General features: G+C 70.3%; 16 protein-coding genes. 7 read left to right on the forward strand and 9 right to left on the reverse strand.

Translation table 11 applies throughout. From position 1 onward, the window contains the following. Positions 1–233, reverse strand: a 233-nt coding sequence (locus ACH45E_RS42505) for a hypothetical protein (protein ID WP_361455534.1), incomplete at its 3' end; no start/stop codon positions are given. 126 nt (positions 234–359) lie between these two features. Next, positions 360–1,010 (reverse strand): DNA-3-methyladenine glycosylase, encoded by a 651-nt coding sequence (locus tag ACH45E_RS42510; protein ID WP_361455531.1) that lies wholly within the window; start codon positions 1,008–1,010, stop codon positions 360–362. 139 nt (positions 1,011–1,149) lie between these two features. On the opposite strand from ACH45E_RS42510, the gene ACH45E_RS42515 reads away from it, so the two are divergent. From ACH45E_RS42515 to ACH45E_RS42525, 3 genes are all read left to right on the forward strand, one after another. Beyond that, positions 1,150–1,932: a sporulation protein gene (locus tag ACH45E_RS42515; RefSeq protein WP_361455528.1), complete on the forward strand. Its 783-nt coding sequence runs from the start codon at positions 1,150–1,152 to the stop codon at positions 1,930–1,932. Between the two features lie 51 nt (positions 1,933–1,983). Then, entirely contained in the window at positions 1,984–2,523 is a 540-nt protein-coding gene (locus tag ACH45E_RS42520) for a YbhB/YbcL family Raf kinase inhibitor-like protein (protein WP_361455526.1), read from the forward strand. A gap of 154 nt (positions 2,524–2,677) precedes the next feature. After that, positions 2,678–3,190, forward strand: a complete 513-nt coding sequence (locus tag ACH45E_RS42525) for an HNH endonuclease (RefSeq protein ID WP_361455523.1) — start codon at positions 2,678–2,680, stop codon at positions 3,188–3,190. A gap of 71 nt (positions 3,191–3,261) precedes the next feature. Here the strand turns inward: ACH45E_RS42525 and ACH45E_RS42530 are convergent, their stop codons facing one another. The 3 genes from ACH45E_RS42530 to ACH45E_RS42540 form a co-directional block, all read right to left on the reverse strand. Continuing rightward, positions 3,262–4,215, reverse strand: coding sequence for an SPFH domain-containing protein (locus tag ACH45E_RS42530; RefSeq protein WP_361455520.1), 954 nt, complete (start codon positions 4,213–4,215; stop codon positions 3,262–3,264). 129 nt (positions 4,216–4,344) lie between these two features. Then, entirely contained in the window at positions 4,345–4,776 is a 432-nt protein-coding gene (locus ACH45E_RS42535; RefSeq protein ID WP_361455517.1) for an NfeD family protein, read from the reverse strand. 47 nt (positions 4,777–4,823) lie between these two features. After that, complete coding sequence (locus ACH45E_RS42540) at positions 4,824–5,621, reverse strand: ABC transporter ATP-binding protein (protein ID WP_361455514.1); 798 nt, start codon at positions 5,619–5,621, stop codon at positions 4,824–4,826. 150 nt (positions 5,622–5,771) lie between these two features. On the opposite strand from ACH45E_RS42540, the gene ACH45E_RS42545 reads away from it, so the two are divergent. After that, positions 5,772–6,560 carry a hypothetical protein gene (locus tag ACH45E_RS42545; protein ID WP_361455511.1) on the forward strand — a complete coding sequence of 263 codons (789 nt, stop codon included), beginning with the start codon at positions 5,772–5,774 and terminating at the stop codon, positions 6,558–6,560. A gap of 165 nt (positions 6,561–6,725) precedes the next feature. On the opposite strand, the gene ACH45E_RS42550 is transcribed toward ACH45E_RS42545, so the two are convergent. The 3 genes from ACH45E_RS42550 to ACH45E_RS42560 all read right to left on the reverse strand — a co-directional run bounded on the left by ACH45E_RS42550 (position 6,726) and on the right by ACH45E_RS42560 (position 8,869). After that, a complete protein-coding gene (locus tag ACH45E_RS42550; protein ID WP_361455508.1) occupies positions 6,726–6,974 on the reverse strand; it encodes a chaplin in 249 nt (82 codons plus the stop codon). A gap of 115 nt (positions 6,975–7,089) precedes the next feature. Beyond that, positions 7,090–7,731: a response regulator transcription factor gene (locus ACH45E_RS42555; RefSeq protein WP_361455505.1), complete on the reverse strand. Its 642-nt coding sequence runs from the start codon at positions 7,729–7,731 to the stop codon at positions 7,090–7,092. Continuing rightward, positions 7,724–8,869: a GAF domain-containing sensor histidine kinase gene (locus ACH45E_RS42560; RefSeq protein ID WP_361455502.1), complete on the reverse strand. Its 1,146-nt coding sequence runs from the start codon at positions 8,867–8,869 to the stop codon at positions 7,724–7,726. Before ACH45E_RS42560 ends, ACH45E_RS42555 begins: the two co-directional genes overlap by 8 nt. 239 nt (positions 8,870–9,108) lie before the next feature. Between ACH45E_RS42560 and ACH45E_RS42565 the strand changes: the two genes are divergently transcribed. The 3 genes from ACH45E_RS42565 to ACH45E_RS42575 all read left to right on the forward strand — a co-directional run bounded on the left by ACH45E_RS42565 (position 9,109) and on the right by ACH45E_RS42575 (position 11,996). Further along, positions 9,109–9,804, forward strand: a complete 696-nt coding sequence (locus ACH45E_RS42565) for an SDR family oxidoreductase (RefSeq protein ID WP_361455499.1) — start codon at positions 9,109–9,111, stop codon at positions 9,802–9,804. Then, entirely contained in the window at positions 9,801–10,907 is a 1,107-nt protein-coding gene (locus tag ACH45E_RS42570; protein ID WP_361455496.1) for an S-adenosylmethionine:tRNA ribosyltransferase-isomerase, read from the forward strand. Before ACH45E_RS42565 ends, ACH45E_RS42570 begins: the two co-directional genes overlap by 4 nt. Before the next feature lie 324 nt (positions 10,908–11,231). Then, positions 11,232–11,996 (forward strand): transglycosylase SLT domain-containing protein, encoded by a 765-nt coding sequence (locus tag ACH45E_RS42575; protein WP_361455493.1) that lies wholly within the window; start codon positions 11,232–11,234, stop codon positions 11,994–11,996. Between the two features lie 92 nt (positions 11,997–12,088). Here ACH45E_RS42575 and ACH45E_RS42580 read toward each other — a convergent pair whose 3' ends face one another. Continuing rightward, a complete protein-coding gene (locus ACH45E_RS42580; RefSeq protein WP_361455490.1) occupies positions 12,089–14,623 on the reverse strand; it encodes an FHA domain-containing protein in 2,535 nt (844 codons plus the stop codon). Positions 14,624–14,647 lie beyond the last annotated feature (24 nt).

The following is a 14,647-nucleotide window of genomic DNA, read 5'->3' on the forward strand; positions in this document are numbered from 1 at the left end:
GAACGGTCGCTTCCTTTGTACTCACCCGAGAGACTCTCTCGTGGCTTTCCTCCGGGCGCTTCCCTTCGGTCTTGCGTTTCCGACTCTATCAGATCCTTTCGGCGTCCGATTCCCGGTCGGCGGGATTTGCCGCAGGCCTTCTCGCTTTCGCTCGTCGGCCTTTCGACATTCACTACGTTAGCCGATTCCCTCGCGAACTCATAATCGAGTTCCGCCGGTTCGAATTCGGGCATGCGGGCACGCCGAAAACGTCCCCAGCAGAGGGGAGTCGTAGGTAGTGGGTTGGCCGCTCCGGCTGCTGGCGATTGCCGTACCCGGTTCAGCGGCTCGGGCCACATTACGCACCCCGCCCACGCGAGTCAACTTCGACGGCGCCGTGGCACATGGGCCCGATAGGGGCTCACGGTCGGGTCGTCAGCGATCCAGAAGCGCCAGGGGTGGATGTCCCCGTTGCCACCGTCGCCGGCGACTCCGGTGCGCGGACCGTTGCGTACCTGGTCGGAGGGGACAGGGGCCCCGCTCAGGATCCGCAGGGGCGTCTCCCCCGCGGCACAGGCGTCCGTGCCGTCGAGGGCCCGGTCGACGCCCAGGGCCGTGGCGAGGCGGGCCGGGCCTTTGGCCAGTTCCTTGTCGTTCCGGGCCGAGAGTCGACGTCTGCGGGCAAGTTCCTTGCCCTCGATGATCTCGCCGGCGCGCAGCAGGACCGCGCTGGCGATGCCGTCGGGGCCGCACACCAGGTTCATGCAGAACCACATGCCGTACGTGAAGTAGACGTACACGTGTCCGGGCGGACCGAACATCACGTCGTTGCGGGCCGTGCGGCCTCGATAGGCGTGGGAGCCGGGATCGTTCATACCGTCGTACGCCTCGACCTCCGTGAGGCGCACCGCGATCGGGCCGTCCGCTGTCGTACGGACGAGGATGCGGCCCAGCAGGCCGGGCGCGACCTCGAGGACGGGCCGGTCGAAGAACTTCCTGGGCAGGGGCGTACGGTCCGAGGGCGCGATCATGCCGTACGAGCGTAGTCCAGACGAGTGGATCCCAAGGGCTGGTCAAGGTTCTGTCGGCTTGCCAGGGTGTGGGCGCGGAACCGGTCGTGCGTCGATCGCGTTTCTAGGGATCAAGGATCCGTTCGCAAAGGGAGAGTCAATGGCGTTCAAGAAGCTGCTCGCGAGCCTCGGGGCCGGCGGGGCGTCGGTCGAGACGGAGCTGGCCGAGGTCAACGTGGTGCCCGGTGGTGTCGTCCAGGGTGAGGTGCGGATCCACGGCGGGTCCGTGAACCAGAACATCGAGGGTCTGTCCGTCGGCCTGCAGGCGCAGGTCGAGGTGGAGAGCGGCGACGAGGAGTACAAGCAGAACATCGAGTTCACCAAGCTCCGGCTCGGCGGGGCCTTCGAGCTCCAGGCCGGGGCCGTGCACGCGGTGCCGTTCGGGCTGGAGATCCCGTGGGAGACGCCGATCACGATGATCGACGGGCAGTCGCTGCGCGGGATGCACATCGGTGTGCGGACCGAGCTGGAGATCGCGCGTGCGGTGGACTCGGGTGACCTCGACCCGATCAACGTGCACCCGCTGCCTGCGCAGAAGGCGATCCTGGACGCCTTCATCCAGCTGGGCTTCCGCTTCAAGAACGCGGACATGGAGCGCGGCCACATCCGGGGCACCCGGCAGAAGCTGCCGTTCTACCAGGAGGTCGAGTTCCACCCGCCGACGCAGTACCGGGGTCTGAACCAGGTCGAGCTGAGCTTCGTGGCCGACGAGCACGCCATGGACGTGGTGCTGGAGATGGACAAGAAGCCGGGGCTGTTCAGCGAGGGCAGCGACACCTACCGGTCCTTCCAGGTGGGGCTGCACGACTACCAGGGGACCGACTGGGCTGCGTACCTCAACCAGTGGCTGTCCGAGGTCGGCAGCAAGCGCAACTGGTTCTAGACCCCTAGGCTCGGAGTTGACTGACTCCAGAACCGTTCAGGAGGTACCGAGGTGACCGAGCTCAAGAGGCGGCCGCTCCCCCATGACTTCCACCCGCCCGTGCCGTCGTTCACGGTGACGAGCGAGGACGTCCAGGAGGGCGCGACGCTCCAGGACGCTCAGGTACACGCGGCCGGCAACACCTCACCGCAGCTGCGGTGGGAGGGCTTCCCGGCGGAAACCAAGAGCTTCGCCGTGACCTGCTACGACCCCGACGCCCCTACGGGCAGCGGGTTCTGGCACTGGGTCGTGTTCGACATTCCGGCCTCGGTGACCGAGCTGCCGGCGGGTGCGGGCGGCGGCAAGTTCGAGGGGCTGCCCGAGAGTGCCGTGCACGCGCGGAACGACTACGGGACGAAGGACTTCGGCGGTGCCGCGCCGCCGCCCGGGGACGGGCCGCACCGGTACGTCTTCACGGTGTACGCGGTGGACCAGGAGAAGCTCGGTCCGGATTCCGACGCTTCGCCTGCCGTGGTCGGTTTCAACCTGCGGTTCCACGCCATCGCACGGGCCCAGCTCGTCGGTGAGTACGAGATTCCCGGGAATGGCTGATTGAGCCCAGCGTTCATGGAACGTTTGCCCGCCTCTGGTCTTGGAATTGATCAGAGGCGGGCATTTTTTATTGCGTTGTCCATCTCGGCGCGCCCGTCCAGAGTTGATCCAAGCCCGCCGGGGGGTGGGCCGGTGCACATGGGAGGTGGGCTGGATGCGTGACACGCTGGTGCTGAACGCTAGCTTCGAGCCGCTGTCGACGGTGACCTTGAACCGAGCCGTCGTGCTGGTTCTGACGGCCAAGGCCGTCGTCGAGCAGGCCCACCCCGAACTGCGCATGCGGGGCGCCGATGTGGACATACCCGCGCCCCGGGTGATCAGGCTGTGCAGATACGTACGGGTGCCGTTCCGAAGACAAGCGCCGTGGTCGAGACGGGGTGTGCTGGTACGGGACCAACACCGGTGCGCGTACTGCGGGCGGCGGGCGACCACCGTGGACCACGTGGTGCCGCGGGCACAGGGCGGGCAGGACACGTGGCTGAACACGGTCGCCGCGTGCGCGGAGGACAATCACCGCAAGGCCAACCGGACGCCGGACGAGGCGGGAATGGCGCTGCTGCGGCAGCCGTTCGAGCCGACGCCGGCCGATGCGATGCTCTTGGCCTTGGGGCAGGAGGACTTGGGTGCGCTGCCCGAGTGGCTGGCGCAGAGCGCGGCGGCGGCCTAGGCCGTCGCGCTGGTACGTGAGTGGGGCCCGCCTTCGTGGAGAAGGCGGGCCCCACTCACGTACGCCACAGGTCAGTCGATCGACGGCTTCTCGCGGCGCTGGTCCGGGACGTTGCCGGAGTTTCCGGAGTTGCCGCCGGAACCGCCCGACAGCGGGCCGAAGTTGCCCATCGCGCCGGACAGGCCCTTGAGGGCGTCGCCGATTTCGCTGGGGACGATCCAGAGCTTGTTGGCGTCGCCCTCGGCGATCTTCGGGAGCATCTGGAGGTACTGGTAGGAGAGGAGCTTCTGGTCCGGGTCTCCGGCGTGGATCGCCTCGAAGACCGTGCGGACGGCCTGCGCCTCGCCCTCGGCGCGCAGGGCGGCGGCCTTGGCCTCACCCTCGGCACGCAGGATCTGGGACTGCTTCTCGCCCTCCGCGGTGAGGATGGCGGCCTGGCGCGTACCTTCGGCGGTGAGGATCGCGGCGCGCTTGTCACGGTCGGCGCGCATCTGCTTCTCCATCGAGTCCTGGATGGAGGTGGGCGGTTCGATGGCCTTGAGCTCGACGCGGTTGACGCGGATGCCCCACTTGCCGGTGGCCTCGTCGAGGACGCCGCGCAGGGCCGCGTTGATCTCCTCACGGGAGGTCAGGGTCCGCTCGAGGTCCATGCCGCCGATGATGTTGCGGAGTGTGGTGACCGTGAGCTGTTCGATGGCCTGGATGTAGCTGGCGACCTCGTAGGTCGCGGCCCGGGCGTCGGTCACCTGGTAGTAGATGACGGTGTCGATGTTGACGACCAGGTTGTCCTGGGTGATCACCGGCTGCGGTGGGAAGGGCACGACCTGTTCGCGCAGGTCGATGCGGTTGCGGATGGTGTCGATGAACGGGACGACGATGTTGAGGCCCGCGTTCAGTGTCCGCGTGTAGCGGCCGAAGCGCTCGACGATGGCGGCGCTGGCCTGTGGGATGACCTGGATGGTCTTGATCAGGGCGATGAAGACCAACACCACCAGAATGATCAGGACGATGATGACCGGTTCCATCGTGTTCCCCGTACCCTTCTCCGCCTCGGCGCCTTGGAAGATCCTACGGCTGTTGAAGATCTTGCTGGTCGAGTCTGACAGACCGTCGTGGAACTCGCGCGGTGTTCGCCCCAGTTGAGTCCTGCGAGGTCAGATGACGATCGCGGTGGCTCCTTCGATGTCCACGACGTCCACCTCCTGGCCCACCTCGTAGGCGCGTTCGGTGTGCAGAGAGCGCGCGGACCACACCTCTCCGGCGAGCTTGATCCGGCCGCCGGAGCCGTCGACGCGCTCCAGTACGACGGCTTGCTTCCCCTTCAACGCGTCGATGCCCGTGGCGAGTCCGGGGAGCTGTCTGCCGTGCCGGGCCGCGATGGGCCGTACGACGGCGATGAGAGCGACCGAGACGATGACGAAGGCGAGGACCTGGATCACGACGCCGAGGCCGAGGCCGGCGAAGACCGCGGCCGCGACGGCGCCCACCGCGAACATGCCGAACTCGGGCATCGCCGTGACCACGAGCGGGATTCCGAGCGCTGCCGCGCCGACGAGCCACCACACCCATGCGTCGATGTCGTTCACATGGTCATGGTAGGGCCGCGGGTCTGCCGCGGACAGGGCGCGCCGGGTCAGGACAGGGGCAGGCCCTGGGCGGTCCAGCGCTCGCCGACCTGCTCGACGACGAGCGGGAGGCCGAAGCAGAGGGAGAGGTTGCGGGAGCTGAGTTCGAGCTCCAGCGGGCCCGCGGCGAGGACCTTGCCCTGACGGATCATGAGGACGTGCGTGAAGCCGGGGGCGATTTCCTCGACATGGTGGGTCACCATGATCATCGACGGAGCGATGGGGTCGCGGGCGAGGCGGCCGAGGCGGCGGACCAGGTCCTCGCGGCCACCGAGGTCGAGTCCGGCGGCGGGCTCGTCGAGGAGCAGCAGTTCGGGGTCGGTCATCAGGGCGCGGGCGATGAGGGTGCGCTTGCGCTCGCCCTCGGAGAGGGTGCCGAAGCGGCGGTCGAGGTAGTCGCTCATGCCGAGGCGGTCGAGGAAGGCGCGGGCGCGCTGCTCGTCGATCTCGTCGTACTCCTCCTGCCAGCCGGCCGTCATGCCGTACGCGGCGGTCAGCACGGTCTGCAGGACGGTCTGGCGCTTGGGCAGCTTCTCGGCCATGGCGATGCCGGCCATGCCGATGCGGGGGCGCAGCTCGAAGACGTCGGTGCCGGGCTTGCCGAGGGTCTCGCCGAGGATGGTGGCGGTGCCCTGGCTGGGGAAGAGGTAGCTGGAGGCGACGTTCAGGAGGGTGGTCTTGCCGGCGCCGTTGGGGCCGAGGATGACCCAGCGCTCGCCCTCCTTGACCGACCAGGAGACCTGGTCCACCAGAGCTTTGCCCTCGCGGACCACGGATACGTCCTGAAGCTCCAGAACATCGCTCATGAGCGCGTTGTCTCCCCTTGCAGTGTGGCCGGTCTCGGCTGTCGCGTACGCCTGTGGCTCGGTCCGCCGCGCCGGTGGGCGCAGCCCATATGAAATCTACGCCACGAGTGCGGCGCTCCATTCCATCGGTCCGGTCCTTAGGGTGGGGGCATGCTCTCGGAACCACGTGCAGGACGACTCGCCGCCTGGGGAAATGCCCTTTTGGCCGGACTTGTCTCACCGGATGACGCCGTGCTCGCCATCGTCGGGGAGGACGCCGTCCACCGGGTGGAGGGGCTGCCGGGCGAGTCGGCGCCGGTCGGTCTCACGCTCGCGCTGGGGCGACTGCGGGCGCTGGGGACGACCGGGCTGCGGGTCGCGCTGCCCCGGCCCGGGCATCCGCTGGGGCTGAGCGGGCCGCCGGAGTTCAACGCGCGGGCTCTGGAGTCTCAGGAGGCGGTGATCGGTCACGGCGCCGCTCTCGGGCTGGTGCCGGAGGTGTACGAGGCCGGGCCGGCCGGTGATGTGCATGTCGAGGTGGTCTGGCACGTGCTTCCCGTACGGGAGGCCCCGCCGGCCGATGTGCCGTCGCTGGGTGAGGCCGAGCGTGAGCTGGCGGAGGCCTTGCGGGACGCCACCGAGGTGCTGTCGCGGCTGGACGTCGCCGGGTCTGGGCCGGTGGCGGAGGCGGCGATCGACGCGTACCGGGCTCGCGCCGAGCGGGGGCGGGAGGTGTTGGCGCCGGGGTATCCGCCGCGGGCGGTGCGGGTGCTGGAGCTGGCGCAGCGGGTGGGGTTGCTGGTGTCCCTCGCGCATGACAACGGGCACGGGGGTGCGGTGAGCTCCGCTGAGATGGCGGCGCGGGGGGAGGCGTTGCGGCCTGTTGAGCGGACGGCTCGGCGGGCGCTGGTCGCGGCGTACAACTCCGTTGTGGAGGAGCGGGAGCGGGGGGTTCGGTAAGTGCTCGGGTGCGGGAGCGTGGGGGTGCGTGTCCGTTGCTGGGGGCGCTGCCCCCAGACCCCCGTATCGGCCTGAACGGCCTCGTCCTCAAACTCCCCCAGACGGGCTGAGCAAGCCAAAGGCCCCCCGGTGCACTCGGGAGGCCTGGGTCTGGGGCGGGCGGAGTCAGTGGTTGATGCCCAGGTTGCCGAAGGCCGGGTTCAGTGCGCCGATGACGTTCACGGTGTTGCCGACCGCGTTCACGGGGACGTGCACCGGGGCCTGGATGACGTTGCCCGAGACGACGCCCGGCGAACCCTTGGCCTCGCCGCCGGCCCAGGCGCCGCCGGTGGTGGCGGAGGCCATTCCGGCACCGGCCGCGAGCAGACCGCCGGCCACCATCGTCACGGCCGCTGCCTTCTTCAGGTTCTTCACTTCTTCAACCCCTCCTCGGTGAGCACCGCGGCAGTCGCCGCAGCACGCACTGGAGAACGCCGGAGATCGCCGGAGGATGCGCCGTCAGGGCGGCATTCGCACGATGGTATGAATCTCAGCCCGTCACACCATGACGTACCGCCCACAACGCCGCCTGCGTGCGGTCCGCCAGGTCGAGTTTCATCAGGATGTTCGAGACGTGCGTCTTGACGGTCTTCTCGGAGAGGACGAGGGCGCGGGCGATCTCCCGGTTGGAGCGGCCGTCGGCTATGAGGCCGAGCACCTCGCGCTCCCGTTCGGTGAGCGAGCCGCCCCTGCCCTGGCCCGAGTTGGCCTCCTCCTGGGACAGCAGGACGTCGGCGACCTCCGGCTGGAGCAGGATGTGGCCGGCGTGGACGGAGCGGATGGCGCCGGCGAGCGCGTCGGGGTCGACGTCCTTGTACACGTATCCGGCGGCGCCCGCGCGCAGGGCCGGGACCACCGTGCGCTGTTCGGTGAAGCTGGTGACGATCAGCACGCGCGCGGGGTTGTCGAGTTCGCGGAGCCTGCGCAGTGCGTCGACGCCGTCCATGCCCGGCATCTTGACGTCCATCAGGACGACGTCGGGCCGGAGTTCCTCGGCGCGGTCGACTCCCTCGGCGCCGTCGGCCGCCTCGCCCACCACCTCGATGTCGTCCTGGACCTCCAGGAAGGTGCGCAGGCCCCGGCGGACGACCTGGTGGTCGTCGACGAGCAGCACCCTGATCGCGTCAGCCACCGGGGACCTCCATCTCGATCGCGGTGCCCTTGCCGGGCGCCGATTCCACGGTGAGTCTGCCGCCGACGCCGCTCGCCCGGTCCCGCATGGAGACCAGACCGAGGTGGCGGCCCGCGCGGCGGACGGACCGCGGTTCGAAGCCGCGGCCGTCGTCGGTGACGCGCAGGACGGCTCCGGAGCCGCGCCGGTCCACGGTCACGTCGACGTGCTCGGCCCCGGAGTGCCGCAGGGCGTTGTGCAGGGCTTCCTGGGCGACGCGCAGCATGGCCTCCTCCTGGGCGGCCGGCAGGGCGCGGAAGCTGCGGGCGGCGAACGTCACGCGTGCGCTGTGGGCGCGGTCGAGGACCTGTGTCTGGGTGCGCAGGGTGGCGACCAGGCCGTCCTCGTCGAGGGCGGCGGGGCGCAACTCCACGACCGCGGCGCGCAGTTCGTCGGCGGCCTCGGCGGCGAGCGCCGCCACCTGTTGCAGCTCGCCCTTGGCGCGGCCCGGGTCGCGGTCGACGAGCGCGGCCGCCGCCTGGGCGGTCAGGCGCAGGGAGAACAGCTTCTGGCTGACCGCGTCGTGCAGCTCGTGTGCGAGGCGGGAGCGTTCCTCGGCGATGGTCAGTTCGCGGCTGCGTTCGTAGAGGCGGGCGTTGGTGAGAGCGATCGCGGCGTGCTGGGCGAGGATGGCGAGCAGTTCCTCGTCCTCTTCCGTGAAGCCGCAGCCTCCCTGTGGTTTCTCACAGGTCTTGTTGGCCAGGAACAGCGCGCCGATGACCTCGTCGCCGTCCTTGATCGGCAGGCCCAGGAAGTCGGACATCTCGGGGTGCGCGGACGGCCAGCCCTCGAAGCGCGGGTCCTCGCGCACGTCGGCGAGGCGCTCGGGACGGGCCTCGTCCAGCATCGCGGCGAGGATGCCGTGCCGGCGCGGGAGCGGGCCGATGGCCTTCCACTGGGCCTCGCTGACGCCGTCGACGACGAACTGGGCGAAGCCGCCGTGGTCGTCCGGGACGCCGAGGGCGGCGTACTGCGCGTCGAGCAGCTCGCGGGCCGAGGCGACGATCGTCTTGAGGACGTCCCGCACCTCGAGGTGCCTGCTCATGGCCAGCAGCGCGGAGCTCACCGCGGCGAGGCCGGACCTGGGGCCTTGACTCATGACCTCACGGTACCGGCGGGGTGTGACAGTGCGGATGGGTCCGACGACGGCATCGGCCGGGCCGGTGGACCTAGGGCGGGTGGCGTAGGCCCGCGGCCTAGGACGCGGGTCCCGGACCGGTGGCGTAGGGCGAAGGGACCCACCGCATTGGGGCCCGCGTCCGAGGCGGCCCGGGCCCTGCCGTTCCTACGTTGAGGTCACCGCCGATGGAGGCGGCCGAGAACGAGGGGACGGTTGTCATGCCGGTAGGGATCATCACGGGGGCCTCGAAGGGTCTGGGGCGGGCGCTCGCCGAGGCGCTGGCCGCGCGGGGCTGGGATCTGGTGCTGGACGCCCGGGGCGCCGAGGCGCTCGGCGCGGCGGCCAAGGCCGTGGCCGGGCACGGCACGCGGGTGGAGGCGCTGGCGGGGGACGTCACGGACGCCGGGCACCGGGCCGAGCTGGTAGGTGCGGCGGTCAAGCTGGGGGGTGTCGACCTGCTGGTGAGCAACGCGAGCGCGCTGGGCGCCGAGCCGCTTCCCCGGCTGGAGCGGCTGCCGCTGGAAGGGTTGCGGCGCGCCCTGGAGGTGAATGTGGTGGCCGCGCTGGGCCTGGTCCAGAAGGCGCTGCCGCTGCTGCGGGAGTCCGCGGCGGGCACGGTGATCACGGTCAGCTCGGACGCGGCCGCGGAGGCGTACGAGACGTGGGGCGGCTACGGGGCGTCGAAGGCGGCCCTGGACCAGCTGGTGGCGGTGCTCGGCGTGGAGGAGCCCGGGCTGCGGGTGTGGGCGGTCGATCCCGGCGACATGGCGACGGATCTGTATTCGGCGGCCGTACCGGACGATGACGATCCGCGTCCGGCTCCCGCCGGTGTCGTACCGGCGTTCCTGCGGCTGCTGGACGAGCGGCCGGCGAGCGGGCGGTACGCGGCGCCGGCTCTGGTGGAGGGGCGATGACCACCGCGGTGCGGGTTCCCGAGGAGCTGTCGGCGCGGGTGCCGGCCGAGCAGCGGGGGCCCGGCCTCGACCGGGATGCCGTACGGCTGCTGGTCTCGCGCGGTACCGAGGTGGCACACCACGTGTTCGCCGAGCTGCCGCGGCTGCTGCGGGCCGGGGACCTGCTGGTGGTGAACACCTCGCCCACGCTGGCCGCCGCGGTGGACGGGCGGCTCGGGCACGCGCGCGTGGTGGTGCACTTCTCCACGCGCGGGGACGACGGGCGGTGGGCGGTCGAACTGCGGGAGCCGGACGGGCTCGGTACTACACGCGCGCGTGCGGGAGGGCCCGCGGGTGCGGAGGTGGGGTTGCCGGGCGGGGCGCGGCTGGTGCTGGAGGAGCCGCTGAGCGGGCGCGGTGAGCGGCTGTGGTGGGCGCGTCCGGACGGTGCGGAGGTCCTGGGGGTGCTGCGGGAGCACGGGCGGCCCATCCGTTACTCCTACACGGAGCGGGACCAGCCGCTGTCCGCGTACCAGACGGTGTTCGCGCTGGCGTCGGACGACGGGGCGGGCAGCGCGGAGATGCCGAGTGCCGCCCGGCCCTTCACGGCGCGGCTGGTGGCGGAGCTGGTGAGCCGGGGGGTGCGGTTCGCGCCGGTCACGCTGCACACGGGGGTGGCGTCGGCGGAGGCGCATGAGCCGCCGTATCCGGAGCGGTTCGCGGTGCCGGAGGCCTCGGCGCGGCTGATCAACGCCGCCCGGGGCGGCGACGGGCGGGTCATCGCGGTCGGGACGACGGCCGTGCGGGCCGTGGAGTCGGCGGCGGGTCCGGACGGGGTGGTGCGGGCGGCACGGGGGTGGACCGATCTGGTGGTCACGCCCGAGCGCGGGGTGCGGGTCGTCGAGGGGCTGCTGACCGGGCTGCACGAACCGGAGGCCTCGCATCTGCTGATGCTGGAGGCGGTGGCGGGGCGGGCGGCGATCGACCGCGGATACGAGGCGGCGTTGCGGGGGCGCTATCTGTGGCACGAGTTCGGCGATGTGCACCTCATCCTCCCGGAGAACCGGGCGGCGGACCGGGCGGCGGACCGGGCAGCAGACCGGGCGGCAGAGGCCCTCACGTAGAGCATTGCTCGCGCAACTGTTGGTGAGGAAGCTGTGGGACCGATGTGAGCCCGCACATAGGGCGCACATCACGTACGAACGGACATAGGAGATAAAGGGTCCATCCATGAACGGGGCAGACGTTCCAGTCTGTCCCGTTTTGCCCCTCCCTGATCCACTATCCAGGGTCGTACGTCACACCTTTGCCTGCCCGTTTTGCGGCCGCTAAGAATTGCCTCCGTCGCTCAGCGCCGTGGGTTCCGCCCGCGGCGTTCGTGCGGGAACGGAACCGACTCCCGCGCAAGCCGAGAGCGACCTCCGCGCAATTCGAAGAGGTCCAAAAACATGCAGCAGAACTTCCGCATCCGTCGTCTCAGTCCGACCCTGACCAAGCACCGCAAGATCGCCATCGCCGGCGTCTCCACCCTCGGTGCCGCGGCCATCGCCTTCTCGGCGGTGCCGAGCAGCGCGAAGACGATCACGACGGGTGCCCCGGCGTCCGCGCCCCAGGTCACGTACAGCTCCGAGCGGATCCAGGACGTCAAGGGCGCCGTCACCGACCAGCTCGCCACCCAGACCGTGAAGGTCGAGGCCATCACGGCGAAGAAGCAGGCCGCGCTGGACACGGCGACGAAGAAGGCAGCCGCGGTCACGGCGAAGAAGACCGCCGCCGCAGCCGCCGCCAAGAAGGCCGCCCAGGAGCGCGCCGCCAAGGCGCGTGCCGTGCAGGCTGCCGCCAGCCGGTCCGCCGCGCGCCCCGCCGTCAAGCCGGCCGCCGCGAAGAGCTACGCCAACAACCTGGACGGCTGGATCCGCCAGTCCCTGGACATCATGAAGGCCAAGGGCATCCCGGGCAGCTACAGCGGCCTGCACCGCAACATCATCCGAGAGTCCTCCGGCAACCCCCGCGCCATCAACGACTGGGACGTCAACGCCATCAACGGCATCCCGTCGAAGGGCCTGCTCCAGGTCATCCCGCCGACCTTCGCCGCGTACCACGTGGCCGGCACCTCGTGGAACATCTACGACCCGGTCGCCAACATCACCGCCGCCTGCAACTACGCGGCCGACAAGTACGGCTCGATGGACAACGTCAACAGCGCGTACTGAGGTCGGCGCGGACCTCTTCAGATCGCAGTAGACGAAAAGGGCGGCACCCCGTTGCGGGTACCGCCCTTCGTCGTCGTACGGCCCGGATCCGGCTACTTGCGCATGACCTCGGGCTCGTGGCGGCGCAGGAAGCGGGCCACGAGGAAGCCGCAGAGCACGCCGAGGGCGATCAGCGCGACCATGTCCATGCCCCAGGCGGACGCCTGGTGGTCCCACAGCGGGTCCGTGTTGGTCGGGTCGTCCGCGTTCGGGGCGATGTTGTTGAAGTCCAGCGTGGCGCCCGCGGCGGCCACCGCCCAGCGGGACGGCATCAGGTACGAGAACTCGTTGACGCCGAGCGTGCCGTGCAGGGTGAACAGGCAGCCGGTGAACACGACCTGGATGATCGCGAACATGACCAGCAGCGGCATGGTCTTCTCGGCGGTCTTCACCAGTGAGGAGATGACCAGGCCGAACATCATCGAGGTGAAGCCGAGCGCCATCACCGGCAGGCACAGCTCGAACAGCGTGGAGCCACCCAGGACGAGGCCCCGGTCGGGGATCTCCCGGCTGGAGAAGCCGATCAGGCCGACCATCAGGCCCTGCAGTACGGTGACCGCGCCCAGCACGACCACCTTGGACATCAGGTACGCCGACCGGGACAGGCCGGTCGCCCGCTCCCGCTCGTAGATGACCCGTTCCTTGATCAGCTCACGCACGGAGTTCGCCGCACCCGCGAAGCACGCGCCCACGGCGAGGATGAGCAGGACCGTGGTCGCCGTGCCGTTCGGGACGGGCACGTGCGTCCTCGGGTTCACCGGGTTGACCAGCAGGCCCTTGTCCGAGTCGATGAGCAGGCTGACCGCGCCGAGCACCGCCGGCAGGATCACCGTCAGCGCCAGGAAGCCCTTGTCGGAGGCGATGACCGCCACATACCGCCGGATCAGGGTCACCAGCTGCGAGCCCCAGCCCTGCGGCTTGGGCGGCTTCATCGCCTGCGGCGGGGGCATGGGTACGGACTGTGGGGCGACGGCGTCGATGTCCGCGGCGTACATCTGGTAGTGCTGCGAGCCCTTCCAGCGGCCCGCCCAGTCGTAGTCGCGGTAGTTCTCGAAGGCGGAGAAGACATCGGCCCAGGTGTCGTAGCCGAAGAAGTTCAGCGCCTCCTCGGGCGGGCCGAAGTAGGCGACCGCGCCGCCCGGCGCCATCACCAGCAGCTTGTCGCACAGCGCCAGCTCGGCCACCGAGTGGGTGACGACGAGGACCGTACGGCCGTCGTCCGCGAGGCCGCGCAGCAGCTGCATGACGTCGCGGTCCATGCCCGGGTCGAGGCCGGAGGTCGGCTCGTCCAGGAAGATCAGGGACGGCTTGGTGAGCAGCTCCAGGGCCACCGAGACGCGCTTGCGCTGACCGCCGGAGAGGGAGGTGACCTTCTTGTCCTTGTGGATGTCCAGCTTGAGCTCGCGCAGCACCTCGTCGATGCGGGCGTCGCGCTCGGCGGCCGTGGTGTCGGCCGGGAAGCGCAGCTTGGCCGCGTACTTGAGGGCCTTCTTGACGGTCAGCTCCTTGTGCAGGATGTCGTCCTGCGGGACCAGACCGATGCGCTGGCGCAACTCGGCGAACTGCTTGTACAGGTTCCGGTTGTCGTACAGGACCTCGCCCTGGTTGGCGGGCCGGTAGCCGGTGAGCGCCTTCAGGAGGGTGGACTTGCCGGAGCCGGACGGGCCGATGACCGCGATCAGGGACTTCTCCGGGACGCCGAAGGAGACGTCCTTCAGGATCTGCTTGCCGCCGTCGACCGTCACGGTCAGGTGGCGGGCGGAGAAGGAGACCTCACCGGTGTCGACGAACTCCTCGAGGCGGTCGCCGACGATGCGGAAGGTGGAGTGGCCGACACCGACGATGTCGGTCGGGCCGAGCAGCTGCGTGCCGCCCTTGGCGATCGGCTGGCCGTTGACGTACGTGCCGTTGTGCGAGCCCAGGTCGCGGATCTCGAAGCGGCCGTCGGGCGTGGCGTGGAACTCCGCGTGGTGGCGGGAGACCTGGAGGTCGGAGACGACCAGCTCGTTCTCCAGCGCGCGGCCGATGCGCATCACACGGCCCAGGGAGAACTGGTGGAACGTGGTCGGGCTGCGGTCGCCGTAGACCGGCGGCGCCCCCGCGTCACCGCTCTGCTGCTGTGGAATCTGCTGCGGTACCTGCTGCTGAACGGGCGCGGCCTGCTGCGGCTGCTGCCAGCCGGCCTGCGCGGGCTGCGGCTGGGGCGGCTGCTGCGGCGGGGCCTGCTGGGCCCAGCCGGGGCCCGCGCCCTGCGCCGCGTACGGCTGCTGCCGGGGCTGCGCGACCGCCGCCGCGGCGGCGGAGAGGTTCAGGCGCGGTCCGTCGGTCGCGTTGCCGAGGTGCACCGCCGAGCCGGGGCCGATCTCCGTCTGCTGCGGGATCCGCTGGCCCTGCACGAACGTGCCGTTGGTGCTGCCGTGGTCCTCGATGACCCAACTGCGGCCGTTGAAGCTGACCGTGGCGTGCCGCCAGGAGACCCTGGCGTCTTCGAACACGATGTCCCCCTGCGGATCGCGTCCGAGGGTATAGGTCCGGGACGCATCGAGCGTCCAGGTCCGTCCGTTTGATTCCAGTACGAGTTCCGGCACTCCATGCCCCACTGAGTTGTCCCC

Source organism: Streptomyces sp. NPDC020299, assembly GCF_044387825.1.
Taxonomy (GTDB): Bacteria; Actinomycetota; Actinomycetes; order Streptomycetales; family Streptomycetaceae; genus Streptomyces.

What these genes read in the sequence shown, in the direction of transcription:
- ACH45E_RS42540 (WP_361455514.1), bottom strand. Translation starts at nt 5,621, where the DNA reads ATGAGCGATGTTCTGGAGCTTCAGGACGTATCCGTGGTCCGCGAGGGC.
- ACH45E_RS42510 (WP_361455531.1), bottom strand. Translation starts at nt 1,010, where the DNA reads ATGATCGCGCCCTCGGACCGTACGCCCCTGCCCAGGAAGTTCTTCGAC.
- ACH45E_RS42525 (WP_361455523.1), top strand. Translation starts at nt 2,678, where the DNA reads ATGCGTGACACGCTGGTGCTGAACGCTAGCTTCGAGCCGCTGTCGACG.
- ACH45E_RS42570 (WP_361455496.1), top strand. Translation starts at nt 9,801, where the DNA reads ATGACCACCGCGGTGCGGGTTCCCGAGGAGCTGTCGGCGCGGGTGCCG.
- ACH45E_RS42560 (WP_361455502.1), bottom strand. Translation starts at nt 8,869, where the DNA reads ATGAGTCAAGGCCCCAGGTCCGGCCTCGCCGCGGTGAGCTCCGCGCTG.
- ACH45E_RS42545 (WP_361455511.1), top strand. Translation starts at nt 5,772, where the DNA reads ATGCTCTCGGAACCACGTGCAGGACGACTCGCCGCCTGGGGAAATGCC.
- ACH45E_RS42565 (WP_361455499.1), top strand. Translation starts at nt 9,109, where the DNA reads ATGCCGGTAGGGATCATCACGGGGGCCTCGAAGGGTCTGGGGCGGGCG.
- ACH45E_RS42515 (WP_361455528.1), top strand. Translation starts at nt 1,150, where the DNA reads ATGGCGTTCAAGAAGCTGCTCGCGAGCCTCGGGGCCGGCGGGGCGTCG.
- ACH45E_RS42530 (WP_361455520.1), bottom strand. Translation starts at nt 4,215, where the DNA reads ATGGAACCGGTCATCATCGTCCTGATCATTCTGGTGGTGTTGGTCTTC.
- ACH45E_RS42575 (WP_361455493.1), top strand. Translation starts at nt 11,232, where the DNA reads ATGCAGCAGAACTTCCGCATCCGTCGTCTCAGTCCGACCCTGACCAAG.